The organism is Streptomyces sp. NK08204 (genome assembly GCF_020400585.1).
Taxonomy (GTDB): Bacteria; Actinomycetota; Actinomycetes; order Streptomycetales; family Streptomycetaceae; genus Streptomyces.
Genome location: NZ_JAINVF010000002.1, coordinates 133,082 through 149,571, shown reverse-complemented (window position 1 = coordinate 149,571; position 16,490 = coordinate 133,082). Strand labels below are relative to the sequence as shown.

The window sequence follows — 16,490 nt, the reverse complement described above, 5'->3', positions numbered from 1 at the left end:
TCGGGAACGGGAAACGGCCGGACAACAGCCCACCAGTCTACGTGGCTGTCGTCCGGCCGTTCACCACGGGCCGAACCCTGGGGTCAGCCCTTGCCCGCCGACGGCTCCTTGGACCGCTCCGCCGCCGGTCCGCGGCGTACGGCGCCGGGCGCACTCCACTCCTGGCGCTTGCGGGCGCGGGCGCGGGCCGCCTCGGAGGAGGCGAGCTGGTAGGGCACCGAGGTGACCATCACGCCGGCTGTGAAGAGCAGGCGGCCCTTCAGACGCAGGGCGCTCTGGTTGTGCAGCAGGTGCTCGTACCAGTGGCCGACCACGTACTCGGGGATGATCACGGACACCGCGTCGCGCGGGGACTCCGCGCGCAGGCTCTTGACGTACTCGATCACCGGGCGGGTGATCTCGCGGTACGGCGAGTCGAGGACCTTCAGCGGCACGTCGATGCCGCGACGCTCCCACTCCTCGTGCAGCGCCTTGGTCTCCATCGGGTCGACGTTGACGGTCACCGCCTCCAGGGTGTCCGAGCGCATCAGCTTGGCGTAGGCCAGGGCGCGCAGGGTGGGGCGGTGGATCTTGGAGATGAGGACCACCGAGTGGACGCGGGAGGGGCGGACACTGTCGTCGGTCGGTCCCTCGGGGGCCGCGATCTCGTCGGCGACGCGGTCGTAGTGCTTACGGATCGCGGTCATCGTCACGTAGAAGATGCCCATGCCCATGAGGGCGACCCAGGCGCCGTGCGTGAACTTCGTGACCAGCACGACGACCAGCACCAGGCCGGTGAAGAAGGCACCGAACGCGTTGATCGCCCGGGAGCGGACCATGTGGCCGCGCTTGACCGGGTCCTGCTCGGCGGCCAGGTGGCGGTTCCAGTGCCGGACCATGCCGGTCTGGCTGAGTGTGAAGGACACGAACACGCCGACGATGTACAGCTGGATCAGGCGCGTGGAGTCGGCGCCGTAGATGAACACCAGCAGCGCCGCGGCGCTCGCGAGCAGCACGATGCCGTTGGAGAAGGCCAGGCGGTCGCCGCGGGTGTGCAGCTGGCGCGGCAGGTAGCGGTCCTGGGCGAGGATCGAGCCGAGCAGCGGGAAGCCGTTGTACGCGGTGTTGGCCGCGAGGAACAGGACCAGGGCCGTCGAGGCGGCGAGGACGACGAACAGGAGGCTGCCCTTGCCGAACACGGCCTCGGCGACCTGGGAGATGACCGGGTTCTGGACGTAGCCGGAGCCGATCGGGTGGCCGTTGTGGATCAGGTCGGTGGCGGGGTTCTCGGCCATGCGCACCTTGGTCGCCATGGCGAGGGCGATGATGCCGCAGAACATGGTGACGGCGAGCCCGCCCATCAGTGCGAGCGTGGTCGCCGCGTTCTTCGACTTGGGCTTGCGGAAGGCCGGGACGCCGTTGGAGATGGCCTCCACGCCGGTGAGCGCGGCACAGCCGGAGGAGAAGGCCCGCAGGAGGAGGAAGACCAGGGCGAAGCCCGCGAGGCCCTGGTGTTCGGCCCTGATGTGGTAGGCGGCCGTCGGGGCTCGCATGGTGTCGCCGAGGACCAGACCGCGGACGGCACCCCACGTGATCATGATGAAGACGCCGCCGACGAACACGTACGTCGGGATCGCGAAGAGCTTGCCGGACTCCTTCACGCCCCGCAGGTTCATCAGCGTCAGCAGCAGGATCACGGCGATCGCGCACAGCACCTTGTGCTGGACCACGAAGGGGATCGCGGAGCCGAGGTTCTCGATGCCGGAGGCGATGGAGACGGCGACGGTGAGGACGTAGTCGACGAGCAGGGCGCTGGCGACGGTGAGGCCGGCCCTGGGGCCGAGGTTGGTGGTGGCCACCTCGTAGTCGCCGCCGCCACTCGGGTACGCGTGCACGTTCTGCCGGTAGGAGGCGACCACGGTGAACATCAGCACGATGACCGCGACGGCGATCCAGGGGCTGAAGTGGTACGCCGACACTCCCGCGATGGAGAGCACCAGCAGAACCTCGCCGGGCGCGTACGCGACGGAGGACAGCGGGTCGGAGGCGAAGACGGGGAGGGCGATGCGCTTCGGCAGCAGGGTCTCGCCCAGCCGGTCACTGCGCAGAGCGCGCCCGATCAGGATCCGTTTGGGCACGTCGGTCAGTTTGGACACGAGAGAGGATCGTAAGGCGTCGAGGACGCTGCCGCCCAGCCGGTCACCGCTATCTGCCCCACGGGTGAACTCGACGACCGACGGAACTGCGGATTCCGTGGCGGCGCCGCTCGCCGTGACTAGATGGCAAACCCCGCCCGTCACCGCACTTCGGAGGTCTCATGCCCGCGACCGCAGAGCTGATCGGGGCCATGGTCGCCCTGACCGGCCTCGGAATCCTGACTCTGTGCAGCGTGCGCAGTATCACGCGCAGGTGATTGTGACAGCTCCGGCACGGGGGTGCCTTTCCCGGACGGTGCGTGTGTAGCTTGGGCCGCAGTCTGAGAACCTGTTAAGGCCAAGTCGGCATCTCTTGACACCGGAAGGACGGTCGTGCACATCGTCATCATGGGCTGCGGGAGAGTGGGCTCCACTCTCGCCCAGGCCCTGGAACAACAGGGCCACACGGTCGCTGTGATCGACCAGGACCCCACCGCCTTCCGACGGCTGGGCCCCGGATTCGGTGGCCGCCGCGTCACCGGCGTCGGCTACGACCAGGACACCCTGCGCGAGGCGGGGATCGAGGAGGCGGGTGCCTTCGCCGCCGTGTCCAGCGGTGACAACTCGAACATCATCTCCGCGCGGGTGGCGCGCGAGATGTTCGGTGTGGAGAACGTGGCCGCCCGGATCTACGACCCGCGCCGTGCCGAGGTCTACCAGCGCCTGGGCATCCCCACCGTGGCCACGGTCCGCTGGACCGCGGACCAGATGCTGCGCCGGCTGCTGCCCTCGGGTGCCGAGCCGCTGTGGCGCGACCCCACCGGCGGGGTGCAGCTGGCGGAGGTGCACGCCTCCGCGAAGTGGGTCGGCCACAAGGTCAGCAAGCTGCAGGAGGAGACGGGCGTCCGGGTGGCGTTCCTGACCCGCCTGGGCGAGGCGATCCTGCCGTCCTCGCAGACGGTGCTGCAGGAGGGTGACCTCGTGCACGTGATGATGCGGACGGACGACGTGGAGAAGGTCGAGACGGCGTTCGCCGGGGGGCCGGAAGAGGAGGGCGGTCACTGATGAGGGTCGCCATTGCCGGGGCCGGTGCCGTCGGCCGCTCGATCGCGGGCGAGCTGCTGGAGAACGGCCACGAGGTCCTGCTCGTCGACAAGGCGCCGACCGCCATCTCGGTCGAGCGCGTCCCGCAGGCGGAGTGGCTCCTGGCCGACGCCTGCGAGATCACGTCCCTGGACGAGGCCGCGCTGCAGCGCTGCAACGTCGTGATCGCCGCGACCGGTGACGACAAGGTCAACCTGGTCGTCTCGCTGCTCGCGAAGACGGAGTACGGCGTTCCGCGCGTCGTGGCCCGGGTGAACAACCCCAAGAACGAGTGGCTGTTCAACGAGGCCTGGGGCGTGGACGTCGCCGTGTCCACCCCGCGTCTGATGTCCGCCCTGGTCGAGGAGGCGGTGAGCGTCGGCGACCTGGTCCGCCTGCTCCGCTTCAGCCACGGCGACGCCAACCTGGTCGAGCTGACGCTGCCCGAGGAGTCGGCCCTGGCCGGCACCCAGGTCGGCACGGTCCAGTGGCCCGAGGACACGTCCCTGGTCACCATCATCCGCGGCACCCGGGTGCTGACCCCCTCCAAGGAGGACTCCCTGGAGCCGGGCGACGAGCTGCTGTTCGTGGCCGCGCCGGCCCGGGAGCAACAGCTGGAGGAACTGCTGTCGGTGCGGCGGGACGAGGGCTGACCGACCGGCCGCACGGGAAAAGGGCGCCCTTGGCAGCAAGGGCGCCCTTTTCGTCGTGGAACGGCTGTCTACGCCTCCCGGCGGTGGCGTCCCCCTGCCGGCTCGCCGCCCTCGGCCGCCAGCGCGGCCCTGCGCTCCTCCTCCGCCTGCTCCTGCGCCTCCATCTCCGCGAACACGTCGATGGGCGCGGGCGCCTTCGCGAGGAAGACCCAGGTCAGCCATACGGCCAGCAGGAACGGCGGGATCTTCAGGGCGACCAGGATCCAGCCGAGCTGGGTGGTGTCGGCCCACCAGTACAGCGGGAAGAGGATCGCGCACTTGGCGAGCAGGATCAGGCCCCAGGCCCAACTGGCCTTCGCATAAGCCTTCTTGCGGCCGGGGTTGCGGGTGCGCCAGGAGAGGTTCTCCTTGAAGACCGGGCCGAGGACGAGGCCGATCAGGGGCACTCCGGCGAGGGTCGTGATGATGTACGCCAGCGCCAGGCCCAGGGTGTAGAGCATGCCGGGGAGGTAGAAGTCCTTGGCGTTCCCGGTGAACATCGCGAAGACGACACCGAAGACCACGCCGAAGACGCCGCTGAAGGCGTGCTTGACGGTGTCCTTCATGGCCAGCCGGACCACGACGAGGACCACGGAGACGGCCAGCGCGGCGATCGCCGAGACGTGCAGGTTCTTGTCGACCGTGAAGATCGCGACGAAGAGGAGGCCCGGAACGACCGTCTCGACCATGCCGCGGATGCCGCCGAACGCCTCGACCAGAGCGGCCTCGGTCACCGCCCGGGTGTCGTCGGTCCGGTCCTGTCCGGTGTCTTGGGTCGGCTTGTCGAGGGACGTCACCGGCTACTCCCGTCCGAGGGGTCGTAGTTCGTACTTCGGATTGAACAGCACCCGGCGGCCCCGGCTCATCGAGATCCGGCCCGATGCGATCAGCCTGCGCCCCGGTTCTATGCCCACGATGGAGCGCCTGCCGAGCCACACCACGTCCAGCGCGGCCGAGCCGTCGAACAACTCGGCCTCCAGGGCCGGTACACCGGCACGCGGGCGCAGGGTGACCGTGCGCAAGGTACCAGTTACCGTGACGATCTGCCGGTCGTGACAGTCGCAGATCCTGGTACAGCCCGCCGTGTCGGCGTCCTCGCGCAGCTCCTCGGACTCCAGATCCTCCTGCGAGGAGGAGAGCCGGCCGAGCATACGGCGGAACCGGCCGGCTGGCTTTTCTGAACGAGAAACAGCACTCATATCAGCAGCGTACCGGGACCCGCCGACAGCGCCGTAGCGCAGCTCACTTCTCGAACCGATACCCCATCCCCGGCTCGGTGATGAAGTGCTTCGGGTGCGACGGGTCCGCCTCCAGCTTCCTGCGCAGCTGGGCCATGTAGACGCGCAGGTAGTTGCTCTCCGTCCCGTACGACGGGCCCCACACCTCCTGGAGCAGCTGTCTCTGGCCGACCAGGCGGCCGGTGTTGCGGACCAGCACCTCCAGCAGGTGCCATTCGGTCGGGGTGAGGCGTACGTCCTTGCCCGCCCGGTTGACCTTCTTCGCGGCCAGGTCGACGGTGAAGCCCTCGGTCTCCACGGTCGTCACCTCGTCCTCGCCCGCCCCGGCCGGCTCGGCCCGGCGGACGGCGGCCCGCAGCCGGGCCAGCAGCTCGTCCATGCCGAAGGGCTTGGTGACGTAGTCGTCGGCGCCCGCGTCCAGCGCCTGGACCTTCTCGTCGGAGGAGTGCCGGGCGGACAGCACCAGGATGGGTACGCGGGTCCAGCCGCGCAGCCCCCTGATCACTTCCACGCCGTCCATGTCGGGCAGGCCGAGGTCGAGGACGACCACGTCGGGGTGGCGGGAGGCGGCGAGGTCGAGGGCGGTCCTGCCGTCGGGGGCCGAGTCCACCTCGTACTCGCGTGCCTTGAGGTTGATCACGAGGGCGCGCACGATCTGCGGCTCGTCGTCGACCACGAGCACCCGGGTCGTCATGGGGCCTGCCTTTCTGGTGCTGCGGGGATGAGCTGTGCGCAGAGCGACGGCGCCGCGCGCAGGCTGAGAACCATGGTGAGTCCGCCGCCCGGCGTGTCCTCGGCGTTGAGGGTGCCGCCCATCGCCTCGGCGAAGCCGCGGGCGACCGCGAGGCCGAGGCCCACTCCGGCGCCGCGCGGCGCGTCGCCGTATCGCTGGAAGGGTTCGAAGATACGGTTCTTCGCCTCGTCCGGGACGCCCGGCCCGCGGTCGACGACCCGTACCTCGACCCGGTCGCTGATCGCGCTGGCGGAGACGAGGACGCGCCGGCCGGGCGGGCTGTACTTGACGGCGTTCTCCACCAGGTTGGCCACGCACCGCTCCAGCAGCCCGGGGTCGACGGCGACCATGGGCAGCGTCTCGGGCACGTCCAGCTCGACGCTGTCCTCAGGCACGCCGACGAGCGCCATCGGCACGACCTCGTCGACGTCGACCTCGCGGATGACCGGGGCGACGGTGCCGGTGTGCAGGCGGGACATGTCGAGCAGGTTGCCCACGAGGTGGCCGAGCCGGTCGGCGCCCTCCTCGATGCCCTTCAGCAGCTCCGCCCGGTCCTCCTCGGACCAGGCCACGTCGTCGGAGCGCAGCGAGGAGACGGCGGCCTTGATGCCGGCGAGGGGGGTGCGCAGGTCGTGGCTGACGGCGGCGAGCAGGGCGGTGCGGATGCGGTTGCCCTCGGCGAGCGCGCGGGCCTGGTCGGCCTCCTCCTGCAGGCGCCTGCGGTCGAGGACGACGGCGGCCTGCGCGCCGAAGGCGGCGAGCACCCGGCGGTCCTCGGCGGGCAGCACCCGGCCGGTGAGGGCCAGTGCCAGGCGATCACCGACCGGGATGTCGACATCGGCGTCCTCGGGCCGGGCCGGCTCGGGCCCCGAGCCCGCGCGGCCGGCGCACGTCCAGGGCGCCACGTCGCTCTCGCGTTCCAGCAGGGCCGCGAAGTCCATGCCGAAGGTCTCGCGGACCCGTTCCAGCAGCGCTTCCAGGCTGGTCTCGCCGCGCAGCACGTTCCCGGCGAGGAAGGACAGGATCTCGGACTCGGCGCGCAGCCGGGCCGCCTGGTGGGTGCGCCGGGCCGCGAGGTCGACCACGGATGCGACGGACACGGCGACCCCGAAGAAGATCACTATGGCGACGATGTTCCTGGGGTCGGCGATGGTCAGCCGGTGCAGGGGCGGGGTGTAGAAGTAGTTCAGCAGCAGGGACCCGAAGGCCACGGAGGCCAGCGCGGGCAGCAGGCCGCCGAGCAGGGCCGCGGCGACCGTGACGGCCAGGAACAGCAGCATGTCGTTGGCGAGGCCGATGTCGACGGTGTTCAGCAGCACCGCGAGCACCGCCGGGCCGACGAGCCCGGCCAGCCAGCCCGAGACGATCCGGGAGCGGCCGAGCCGCGCGCCCCGGGCCACGGGCAGTCCGCGGCCCTTGGCGACCTCGTCGTGGGTGACGATGTGCACGTCGAGGTCGGGGCCGGAGTCCCGGGCGACCGTCGCGCCCACGCCGGGCCCGAAGACGTACTGCCAGGTCTTGCGGCGCGAGGAGCCGAGCACGATCTGGGTGGCGTTGACGCCGCGCGCGAAGTCGAGCAGGGCGGCGGGTACGTCGTCGCCGACGACGTGGTGGAAGGTGCCGCCGAGGTCCTCGACGAGGGTGCGCTGGAGAGCGAGTTCCTTCGGGGAGGCGGCGGTCAGGCCGTCGCTGCGGGCTATGTAGACGGCGAGGACCTCGCCGCCGGCGCCCTTCTCCGCGAGCCGCGCGGCCCGGCGGATCAGCGTCCGTCCCTCCGGGCCGCCGGTCAGCCCGACCACGATCCGCTCGCGCGAGCCCCAGATCGTGGAGACCCGGTGGTCGGTGCGGTACTCGTTCAGGTACTCGTCGACCCGGTCGGCCACCCACAGCAGCGCCAGCTCGCGCAGGGCGGTGAGGTTGCCGGGCCGGAAGTAGTTGCCGAGGGCCGCGTCGATCTCGTCCGGCCGGTAGATGTTTCCGTGGGCCATACGGCGGCGCAGCGCCTCCGGGGACATGTCGACCAGCTCGATCTGATCGGCCCGGCGGACGACCTCGTCGGGCACGGTCTCCCACTGCCGCACCCCGGTGATCGACTCGACGATGTCGCCGAGCGACTCCAGGTGCTGGATGTTGACGGTCGAGATGACGTCGATCCCGCCGGCCAGCAGCTCCTCCACGTCCTGCCAGCGCTTGGCGTTGCGCGAGCCGGGGATGTTGGTGTGGGCGAGTTCGTCCACGAGGGCGACGGCGGGCCCGCGGCGCAGCACGGCGTCGACGTCCATCTCGCCGGACGTGGTGCCCCGGTGCTCCAGGCGCCTGCGCGGGACCTGCTCCAGGCCGTGCAGCAGCGCCTCGGTGCGCGGGCGGTCGTGGTGCTCCACGTAGGCCACGACGCAGTCGGTGCCCCGCTCCACACGGCGGTGCGCCTCGGCCAGCATGGCGTAGGTCTTGCCCACGCCGGGTGCCGCGCCGAGATAGATCCGAAGCTTGCCGCGTCCCATGTCCTCATTGTCTTCCGGTCTACTGCTGCGTATGCAGCGTCGACCTTACGACCAATGATGTGGGCAAAGGAGGTGAGGACCGGGTCGGCGGGGGGTCTTTGATGCACCTCTGACGGCTCCGGCCGCGGCACAGAGCGCCCGGTACGGCGGCTCGGTGCCGGCGGAGCCGCTCAGTGCTCGGTGATCTCGCCGTCGTTCAGCTCCAGCACCCGGTCGGCCAGGTCGAGGAGGGTCGCGTCGTGCGTGGCGACCAGAGCGGTGACCCCCTCGCTGCGGACCACGGCCCGCAGCAGCTCCATGACGGCGTGCCCGGTCTCGGCGTCCAGCTGGCCGGTCGGCTCGTCGGCGATGAGCAGGGCGGGGCGGTTGGCGAGGGCGCGGGCGATGGCGACCCGCTGCTGCTGGCCGCCGGACAGCTCGCCGGGCCGCTGGGCGGCGTGATCGGCGAGCCCGACGAGGGAGAGCAGCAGCTCGACCCGCTCCTCGCGCTCGCGGGGGTCGGCGCGGCGCAGCCGCAGCGGCACGCCGACGTTCTCGGCGGCGCTGAGGATCGGGATGAGCCCGAAGGACTGGAAGACGAACCCGATGTGGTCCCGGCGCAGCTCCAGCAGGCCGCTCTCACCCAGCTCGGCGAGGTCCCGCCCCTCGATCTCGACGTGTCCCCGGTCGGGTGCGTCGAGGCCGCCGACGATGTTCAGCAGGGTGGTCTTGCCGGAGCCCGAGCGCCCCTTGAGGGCGACGAGTTCGCCGCGCGGGACCTCGAAGGAGACCCCGCGCAGGGCATGGACGGCGGCGGCGCCACGCCCGTACGACTTGTGCACGTCCGTGACGCGCACCATGGTTTCGGTGATCACATCGGTCATCTCGCCTCCCCCGCGGGCCGGGCGCCAGTATCACCGCAGCGGGCCCGGTGGGACAACGTTCGGGAGCGGTCTGGGTTGTCGCCGTGGGGTCTTTCAGGCGGCGAAGAGGCTTTTGGGGCCGGCAAGGAGGTCCGGGGCCGGCCGTGCGGGTGCCGGCCGTGGTGGCGCCGCCGGTCGTGCAGGGCGTTGAGGCCGTCCCCGGTGATCGACCCGGCGGCCGGGGCCGAGCTCGGGACAGCCGCCGCACGGCCGACGACCGGGGACATGCCGCTCCGAGCCGGTCGACGGGACGGGCAGGCGAGCGCCCCGAGCCGGTCGACGGGACGGGCAGGCGAGCGCCGGCGTAGCCGTTCACCGATGTCGGTGCCGTACAGGTCGTGGCCCTGGACCCGGCTGGTCTCGGCGATGGGGAGATCGCCGGGATGTCGTACCCGGGGCGCGTGGGGTCGCGGCAGGCCTCCTGGGCGGGACCGGTGACGAACACGGACCGGCCCTGCCAGGAGGCGGGCGCGCATGCGTTCCCGCACGGACGTCACGTACGTGAAAGGGCCGCACCCCGGGGCTGGGGTGCGGCCCGTCGAATCCCTGCCGAGCGGGGCCGGCTAGCGGACCTCGGTGATCTCCGGTCCGCGCTGCAGCTGGCCCATGCCGCCGGAGAAGCGCGAGGACTCCTCCTGCTGGACGCCCTCGGGAACCATCTGGGCGTCGTTCGGCAGCTTGAGGACGATCGGGTCGCGGGGCGCCATCGGGCCCTCGCCGCGGACCACGACCGTGTCCCGGAAGATCTGCTCCAGCAGGCCGGCGGCCTGCGGCTGCACCGCGCCCTGGCCGGAGATCACACCGCGCAGGAACCAGCGCGGACCGTCCACGCCGACGAACCGCACGACCTGGAAACCACCCGTGCCGTCCGGCAGCTGCACCGGCACCTGGGCGCGCAGCTCCCAGCCCAGCGGCCCCTCGACCTCGTCGACGATGCCGCCCTGCTGGGTGATGCCGGACGCGATCTCCTCGCGGACCTCGCCCCAGATGCCCTCGCGCTTGGGCGCGGCGAACGCCTGGAGCTGGATGGCGCTGTCGCGCAGCACGACGGTCGCGGCGACGATCGCGTCACCGGCCACCTCGACCCGCAGCTCCATGCCGTCGACGCCCGGCACGAACAGGCCGCCGAGGTCGACCCGGCCTTCGGCCGGTTCGCGCACCTCGCTGCTGTCCCACGGCCCGTCGGGCCGGGGCTCGGGCTCAAGGCGGACGCGCTCGCGCTCGCCCTCTTCTTCCTCGTCCGCCTCGGTGTCGACGTTGTCGACGACCTGCTCGGCCTCGCCGGCCGCGTCCTCGGCGGCACCCTTCTTCTTGCGACGTCCGAACACGTCACTGTCCTTCCCGGTCGGATACGACCGAAGCGTATCGATTCCCACCCGTCGGGCCGTCCACGACGGCCTGACCGCTTGTGCCGCTCTCGTCGCCCACCGCGGCATGGCCGCCGGTGGACCCGAAGCCCCCCTCGGCCCGCGCCGAGCCGGGAAGTTCCGCCACCTCCTGGAAGCGGACCCTCTCGACCTGCTGGACGACCAGTTGGGCAATCCGGTCGAAGCGCTCGAACCGCACGGACTCGCGCGGGTCGAGATTCACCACGATCACCTTGATCTCCCCACGGTACCCGGCATCAACCGTCCCTGGGGCATTCACGAGGGCGACACCGCAGCGGGCGGCGAGTCCGGAACGTGGGTGCACGAATGCCGCGTACCCCTCCGGGAGGGCGATCGACACCCCCGTGGGCAGGACGGCCCGCTCGCCGGGCGCCAGTTCGCACGCCTCGGTGGTGCGCAGATCGGCACCGGCGTCACCGGGGTGCTCGTACGCCGGAAGCGGTACGTCCGGGTCGACACGCCGGATGAGCACGTTGAGGAGGTCGCGGCTCACGGGTTCACCTCGAAGGCGCGGACCCGCCGGATCTGGTCCGGGTCGCTCATGGCGGCCTGGATCTCCTCCTTGCGGCCGTGGTCGATGAAGTGGTCGACCTTCACCTCGATGAACAGGGCGTCGGCGCGGACGGCGACGGGCCCGTCGGGGCCGCCGATGCGCCCGGTCGCGGTGGAGTAGATCTTCCGCCCGGCGACGGCGGTGACCTCGGCCTCCAGGTGGAGCGTGGTGCCCACCGGGACCGGCCGGAGGAAGTCGGTCTCCAGCCGGCCGGTGACGGCGATGGTCCGCAGCAGCCAGTTCAGCGAGCCGAGGGTCTCGTCGAGGGCGGTGGCCAGCACACCGCCGTGGGCAAGGCCGGGAGCGCCCTGGTGGGCGGGCTGGACGGTGAACTCGGCGGTGAGGGAGACACCCTCACCGGCCCGTGCCTCCAGGTGCAGGCCGTGCGGCTGCCCGGGGCCACAACCGAAACAGTGTTCGTAGTGGGCGCCGAGAGGCTGCCCGGGGGCGGGCGCGTCGGGATGCCGAACCGGTGTCACGGCGTCGGCCGGAGGCTGAAGAGCTGCGGAACTACCACTCACAGCCGCAGACCTTACCCGCCCGCCCGTCACCCGCCACCGCCCTGCCCGACAGCGCTTCGCACCGGCTGCCCCGGCTCCGGCCCTGTCTCGATCCCGTGCCAAGCTTGGCTCCATGCAGCACTCCGCCACCCCCTACGAAGAACGCCTCACCGCCCCCCGCTCGTGGTGGCTGATCAGCTTCCTCGTGGGCTTCTCCCTCGCCCTGATCCTGCTCCCCTACGGCACCCTGCCGATGCTCGGGGGCCTGGCCGGCGGCACGGCTGCCGCCGCGGTCGCGGCCAGTTCCTACGGGTCGCTGCGGATCCGGGTCGTGGGCGGATCCCTGATCGCGGGCGAGGCGAAGATCCCGGTGTCGGCGCTGGGCGGGTCGGAGATCCTGGACGCCGAGGAGGCCCGCGCCTGGCGCACCTACAAGGCCGACACCCGCGCCTTCCTCCTGCTGCGTTCCTACATCCCCACGGCGCTGCGCGTGGAGGTCACGGACCCGCAGGACCCGACGCCCTACCTGTACCTGTCGACGCGGGAGCCCGAGCGGCTGGCGGCGGCGATCGAGGCGGCGCGGGGACAGCAGGCCTAGCCCGGCCCCTAACCCAGTTCGGTGCCCGGCTCCAGGGGGTCCGCCGGCTGCTCCAGGGGTGGGAGTTCGGGCAGCTCGTCCCAGGGGACCTGGATCTTTCTGAGGTCCGCGCGGATGCGTGCTGCGAGTCTCCTGGTGTCGCGGCGGTTCATGACCGCGCCCACCACCGCGCCGACCATGAACGGCATCAGGTTGGGCATGTCCCGGACCATCCGCTTCATGATCTGCTGACGCAGCTCGCGTTTCATCTGGCCCCCGAGGGCCGTGTTGATCGTCGACGGTTTCATCACGTCGATGCCGCGCTCCCCCGACCAGGAGGACAGATACGCGGTGCTGCGCGCCTTGAGGTTCCCGGGCGGTCGTACGCCGTACACCTCGTGCAGTTCGGCGATGAGCTTCAGCTCTATCGCCGCGACTCCGGTGATCTCCGCGGCCAGCTCGGTCGGCATGGCCGGCGGCACCGGCAGCATGGCCGCCGCTCCGATTCCGGCCCCGACCGTGGAGGTCCCGGTCGCCGCGCCCGCGACGAGCTTGTCGGCGAGCTGCTCGGGCCCGAGGCCCGGGAACTGCCGACGCAGGGTGTCGAGGTCGCGTACGAGGACACGCGGGGCGATCTCGATGATCCGGTCCGTGAGGTACGCCAGGCCCGCGCGGGCGCGGCTGCCGCCCATACGGACGCCTTCGCGGGCCAGCCCCCGCGCCTTGTCCCGCACCACCGCGGCCTGGCGCCAGGCGATGGGCGCCGGCCTTCCCGACGCCGAGGCGCCCTGACGCCCGGTCGCCGGTTCGAGCGAGGCTCCCGCATCGGGTGAGCCCCGCTCGTCGTCACGCGCGCCGTGCGAGCCGTCGGACGGCCCTTGGTCCGCTCCCAGCAGGGGGAAGCGGCGCTTCCGCGGAGGGGTCGAGCCAGTCACGGCCGACCCGTCCTCAGTCGCAGTCGCGGCAGATCGGCTGACCGTTCTTCTCCCGGGCAAGCTGGCTGCGGTGGTGCACCAGGAAGCAGCTCATGCAGGTGAACTCGTCCTGCTGCTTCGGCAGTACACGGACGGCCAGCTCCTCGTTCGAGAGATCGGCGCCCGGCAGCTCGAGGCCCTCGGCCGCCTCGAACTCGTCGACGTCCACCGCGGAGGTGGACTTGTCGTTCCTTCGGGCCTTCAGCTCTTCAAGACTGTCCGAGTCGACGTCGTCATCGGTCTTGCGTGGAGTGTCGTAATCGGTTGCCATGTCGCTCTCCCCCTCTGGGTGTCTGCGGTGTCTCCAGCGCACGTAACGCGTGAGAGGCCGGACTTGTGCCCGACCCGAGGCGGAGATTTTGCCTCACATCAAGGTCTGTTACTCAATCGACACCCAATCCGATCTCTCAAGAGTGATCGGCTTGGATGGCGGTGAGGACCGTACACGGTTCGAATGCCGCACCTCAAAGGCGCCCCACCGTGTACTTCCCGTGATCAGGAGTCCTGAAAACCCCGATTTTCCCGGGTTTCCATGCCGCGCCATGATCACGGACAGTACATGGCCGGAAATCCGCCCATGTGATCGATCACACAGTGAGAACCTCGTGAGAGGTCCGGAAAATTCCGCGTAAAGCGAACAGCTTCCGGGTGTGTCGGCACAGACTACAGAACCTGGCACGGAACGGATCAGGTGGTGGATCACGGACGGACCACAGACCCGGTCACAACGGCAAGGTGACACGCATCACCAGACCGCCGCCCTCCCTGGGCCGCGCCGCGATGTGGCCGCCGTGCGCGCGGGCCACGGAACGGACGATGGACAGACCGAGGCCCACCCCCTTGTCGCTGCCTGTGCGCTCCGTACGCAGCCGTCTGAACGGCTCGAAGAGGTTGTCGATCTCGTACGCCGGCACCACCGGCCCGGTGTTCGACACGGTCAGCACGGCCTGCCCGTGCGCCACCTCGGTGGTGACCTCGACCCAGCCGGACTCCGGCACGTTGTAGCGCACCGCGTTCTGGACGAGGTTCAGCGCGATCCGCTCCAGCAGCACGCCATTGCCCTGCACCACGGCGGGCTTGCGCTCGCCGCGTATCTCGACTCCCTTGGCCTCCGCCTCGCCATGCACCTGGTCGATGGCCTGCCCGGCCACCTCGGCCAGATCGACGGGCCCCCGCTCGATGATCTGGTTGTCGCTGCGGGCGAGCAGCAGCAGGCCCTCGACCAGCTGCTCGCTGCGCTCGTTGGTGGCCAGCAGCGTCTTGCCGAGCTGCTGCAGTTCCACCGGCGCGTCCGGATCGGACAGGTGCACCTCCAGCAGCGTGCGGTTGATCGCGAGCGGCGTGCGCAGCTCGTGGGAGGCGTTGGCGACGAAGCGCTGCTGGGCGGTGAAGGCCCGCTGCAGGCGCTCCAGCATGTCGTCGAAGGTGTCGGCCAGCTCCTTCAGCTCGTCGTCCGGGCCGTCCAGCTCGATCCGCCGGGACAGGTCGGAGCCGGCCACCTGGCGGGCGGTGCGGGTGATCCGGCCGAGCGGGGACAGCACACGGCCCGCCATCGCGTAGCCGAACGCGAAGGCGATCACGGCGAGTCCCAGCAGGGCCAGCAGGGAGCGGCTGAGCAGGTCGTCCAGGGCCGCCTGGCGCTGGTGGTCCACGCACCGGCTGATCGCCTCGTTGAAGTCCGCCAGCGGCAGGCTGGTGGTGTTGATCGCGGGGCAGTTCTCACTGGAGACCTTCAGCTCCTGGAAGCTGACGATCTTGAACAGCGGCTGGTTGCCCGTGTTGATGGCCTGTGCGGCCAGCAGGTAGATGATCGACAGCAGCAGGATGCCGGCGATCAGGAACATGCCGCCGTACAGCAGCGTGAGCCGTATGCGGATGGTCGGACGCAGCCAGGGAAAGGGAGGCTGCGGCCTCCTCGGGTCCCAGGTGGGTTTCGGTGGCGCCTGGGGCGGCGCGGGTGTCGCGGCCACGGGGATCAGATCCGGTAGCCGGAGCCGGGGACGGTGACGATGACCGGCGGCTCGCCCAGCTTGCGGCGCAGCGTCATGACCGTGACCCGCACCACGTTGGTGAACGGGTCGGTGTTCTCGTCCCAGGCCTTCTCCAGAAGCTGCTCGGCGGACACGACAGCGCCCTCGCTGCGCATCAGCACCTCCAGCACCGCGAACTCCTTGGGCGCGAGCTGGACCTCCTTGCCGTCGCGGAAGACCTCGCGGCGGTTGGGGTCGAGCTTGATGCCGGCGCGCTCCAGGACCGGCGGCAGCGGCACGCTCGTACGGCGGCCGAGGGCGCGCACGCGCGCGATCAGCTCGCTGAAGGCGAACGGCTTGGGCAGATAGTCGTCGGCGCCGATCTCCAGGCCCTCGACACGGTCGCTGACGTCTCCGGACGCGGTGAGCATGAGCACACGCGTGGGCATGCCCAGCTCGACGATCTTGCGGCAGACGTCGTCGCCGTGCACGCGCGGGAGGTCGCGGTCGAGGACGACCACGTCGTAGTCGTTGACGCCGATGCGCTCCAGGGCAGCCGCACCGTCGTACACGACGTCGACGGCCATGGCCTCCCGGCGCAGTCCGGTGGCCACCGCATCGGCGAGCAACTGCTCGTCTTCGACGACGAGTACGCGCACGTCGCTTGTCCTTCCTGTGTCCAACCCGGGGGGCGCGCCGTGGGCGCGCGCGGGCAGGGCTGATCTCGGGTGTGACCTCCATCCTGCCCTTTTCGGCCATAAGTCGGCTGTAAGACGGGTAGCCGACCGAAGGGATCGAGGCGGCGGGGCGGAAACGCGAGATTTTTCTCTTCCGGCGGAGGTTTCCGCGGAAGAGAGCGGGGGGAGGACGGGTGTTACACCCCGCGATCACGCTCTGCATGTGCCGCAGCACCATGCGGCACACCCGTCCGCTTCGCAGCGTGGGCGCGGGTGTCCGGCACCGTCGCCGCCCGGCCGGGCAGCGCTGGGCACCCGCGAGAGATGTGATCGTCCCTTCCGAACGGCACACCCCCGTGCCACCGACCCACGACCCAGGACGAGGGGGCGCAGCATGGACGCATTCACCACGGGACTTCTGCAGCGCATAAGGGCGACCGAGTCCGACCTGTCGCGGGCGCGTGACGAGGGCGACGACTTCCTCGTGGAGGTGGAGCAGGCCGAACTCGAGGACCTGCGCCGCCTCGCCGCCGAACACGGTGTGGAGGTCGGCGCGTCACACGCCTGACCGGCAAGAAGCGCGCGAAG

Annotated in this window: 17 protein-coding genes; 4 read left to right on the top strand and 13 right to left on the bottom strand. The window is 70.8% G+C overall.

The features are described from left to right. Nucleotides 1-83: 83 nt before the first annotated feature. On the bottom strand, nt 84-2,135 hold the full coding sequence (locus tag K7G59_RS03825) for an APC family permease (RefSeq protein WP_225830382.1): 2,052 nt from the start codon (nt 2,133-2,135) through the stop codon (nt 84-86). Nucleotides 2,136-2,507: 372 nt separating this feature from the next. On the opposite strand from K7G59_RS03825, the gene K7G59_RS03820 reads away from it, so the two are divergent. Together K7G59_RS03820 and K7G59_RS03815 are read left to right on the top strand one after the other, a co-directional pair. Beyond that, nucleotides 2,508-3,179, top strand: coding sequence for a TrkA family potassium uptake protein (locus K7G59_RS03820; protein ID WP_225830381.1), 672 nt, complete (start codon nt 2,508-2,510; stop codon nt 3,177-3,179). Beyond that, the gene (locus tag K7G59_RS03815) at nt 3,179-3,850 is read left to right on the top strand and encodes a TrkA family potassium uptake protein (protein WP_225830380.1); all 672 of its coding nucleotides are present in this window, start codon (nt 3,179-3,181) and stop codon (nt 3,848-3,850) included. The genes K7G59_RS03820 and K7G59_RS03815 overlap by 1 nt, the downstream gene beginning before the upstream one ends. A 68-nt stretch (nt 3,851-3,918) precedes the next feature. On the opposite strand, the gene K7G59_RS03810 is transcribed toward K7G59_RS03815, so the two are convergent. From K7G59_RS03810 to K7G59_RS03775, 8 genes are all read right to left on the bottom strand, one after another. Beyond that, nucleotides 3,919-4,686 (bottom strand): DUF3159 domain-containing protein, encoded by a 768-nt coding sequence (locus K7G59_RS03810; protein WP_225830379.1) that lies wholly within the window; start codon nt 4,684-4,686, stop codon nt 3,919-3,921. A gap of 3 nt (nt 4,687-4,689) precedes the next feature. Further along, nucleotides 4,690-5,088 (bottom strand): OB-fold nucleic acid binding domain-containing protein, encoded by a 399-nt coding sequence (locus K7G59_RS03805; RefSeq protein WP_225830378.1) that lies wholly within the window; start codon nt 5,086-5,088, stop codon nt 4,690-4,692. A 43-nt stretch (nt 5,089-5,131) separates the two neighbouring features. Continuing rightward, nucleotides 5,132-5,821 (bottom strand): response regulator, encoded by a 690-nt coding sequence (locus K7G59_RS03800; RefSeq protein ID WP_225830377.1) that lies wholly within the window; start codon nt 5,819-5,821, stop codon nt 5,132-5,134. Continuing rightward, nucleotides 5,818-8,361: a sensor histidine kinase KdpD gene (locus K7G59_RS03795; protein ID WP_225830376.1), complete on the bottom strand. Its 2,544-nt coding sequence runs from the start codon at nt 8,359-8,361 to the stop codon at nt 5,818-5,820. The genes K7G59_RS03800 and K7G59_RS03795 overlap by 4 nt, the downstream gene beginning before the upstream one ends. A 170-nt stretch (nt 8,362-8,531) precedes the next feature. Then, nucleotides 8,532-9,224, bottom strand: coding sequence for an ABC transporter ATP-binding protein (locus K7G59_RS03790; protein WP_225830375.1), 693 nt, complete (start codon nt 9,222-9,224; stop codon nt 8,532-8,534). 602 nt (nt 9,225-9,826) lie between these two features. Then, nucleotides 9,827-10,591 carry a DUF3710 domain-containing protein gene (locus K7G59_RS03785; protein WP_225830374.1) on the bottom strand — a complete coding sequence of 255 codons (765 nt, stop codon included), beginning with the start codon at nt 10,589-10,591 and terminating at the stop codon, nt 9,827-9,829. A 1-nt stretch (nt 10,592) separates the two neighbouring features. After that, a complete protein-coding gene (gene dut / locus K7G59_RS03780; protein ID WP_225830373.1) occupies nt 10,593-11,144 on the bottom strand; it encodes a dUTP diphosphatase in 552 nt (183 codons plus the stop codon). Further along, nucleotides 11,141-11,725 (bottom strand): PaaI family thioesterase, encoded by a 585-nt coding sequence (locus K7G59_RS03775; RefSeq protein WP_225830372.1) that lies wholly within the window; start codon nt 11,723-11,725, stop codon nt 11,141-11,143. The genes dut and K7G59_RS03775 overlap by 4 nt, the downstream gene beginning before the upstream one ends. 112 nt (nt 11,726-11,837) lie before the next feature. Between K7G59_RS03775 and K7G59_RS03770 the strand changes: the two genes are divergently transcribed. Beyond that, the gene (locus K7G59_RS03770) at nt 11,838-12,302 is read left to right on the top strand and encodes a DUF3093 domain-containing protein (protein ID WP_225830371.1); all 465 of its coding nucleotides are present in this window, start codon (nt 11,838-11,840) and stop codon (nt 12,300-12,302) included. A gap of 8 nt (nt 12,303-12,310) precedes the next feature. On the opposite strand, the gene K7G59_RS03765 is transcribed toward K7G59_RS03770, so the two are convergent. The 4 genes from K7G59_RS03765 to K7G59_RS03750 form a co-directional block, all read right to left on the bottom strand. After that, nucleotides 12,311-13,216, bottom strand: coding sequence for an EcsC family protein (locus K7G59_RS03765; RefSeq protein WP_225830370.1), 906 nt, complete (start codon nt 13,214-13,216; stop codon nt 12,311-12,313). Between the two features lie 13 nt (nt 13,217-13,229). Further along, nucleotides 13,230-13,526 carry a DUF4193 domain-containing protein gene (locus K7G59_RS03760; RefSeq protein ID WP_005481602.1) on the bottom strand — a complete coding sequence of 99 codons (297 nt, stop codon included), beginning with the start codon at nt 13,524-13,526 and terminating at the stop codon, nt 13,230-13,232. 451 nt (nt 13,527-13,977) lie between these two features. Beyond that, nucleotides 13,978-15,225, bottom strand: coding sequence for a HAMP domain-containing sensor histidine kinase (locus K7G59_RS03755; protein ID WP_225830369.1), 1,248 nt, complete (start codon nt 15,223-15,225; stop codon nt 13,978-13,980). 5 nt (nt 15,226-15,230) lie between these two features. Next, nucleotides 15,231-15,884, bottom strand: a complete 654-nt coding sequence (locus K7G59_RS03750) for a response regulator transcription factor (RefSeq protein ID WP_161297296.1) — start codon at nt 15,882-15,884, stop codon at nt 15,231-15,233. A gap of 412 nt (nt 15,885-16,296) precedes the next feature. Between K7G59_RS03750 and K7G59_RS03745 the strand changes: the two genes are divergently transcribed. After that, nucleotides 16,297-16,470 (top strand): hypothetical protein, encoded by a 174-nt coding sequence (locus K7G59_RS03745; protein ID WP_225830368.1) that lies wholly within the window; start codon nt 16,297-16,299, stop codon nt 16,468-16,470. The last annotated feature ends 20 nt before the right edge of the window (nt 16,471-16,490 follow it).

Coding starts and splice junctions, on each gene's coding strand:
- K7G59_RS03815 (WP_225830380.1), top strand. CDS start 3,179: ATGAGGGTCGCCATTGCCGGGGCCGGTGCCGTCGGCCGCTCGATCGCG.
- K7G59_RS03805 (WP_225830378.1), bottom strand. CDS start 5,088: ATGAGTGCTGTTTCTCGTTCAGAAAAGCCAGCCGGCCGGTTCCGCCGT.
- K7G59_RS03800 (WP_225830377.1), bottom strand. CDS start 5,821: ATGACGACCCGGGTGCTCGTGGTCGACGACGAGCCGCAGATCGTGCGC.
- K7G59_RS03795 (WP_225830376.1), bottom strand. CDS start 8,361: ATGGGACGCGGCAAGCTTCGGATCTATCTCGGCGCGGCACCCGGCGTG.
- K7G59_RS03790 (WP_225830375.1), bottom strand. CDS start 9,224: ATGACCGATGTGATCACCGAAACCATGGTGCGCGTCACGGACGTGCAC.
- K7G59_RS03770 (WP_225830371.1), top strand. CDS start 11,838: ATGCAGCACTCCGCCACCCCCTACGAAGAACGCCTCACCGCCCCCCGC.
- K7G59_RS03760 (WP_005481602.1), bottom strand. CDS start 13,526: ATGGCAACCGATTACGACACTCCACGCAAGACCGATGACGACGTCGAC.
- K7G59_RS03745 (WP_225830368.1), top strand. CDS start 16,297: ATGGACGCATTCACCACGGGACTTCTGCAGCGCATAAGGGCGACCGAG.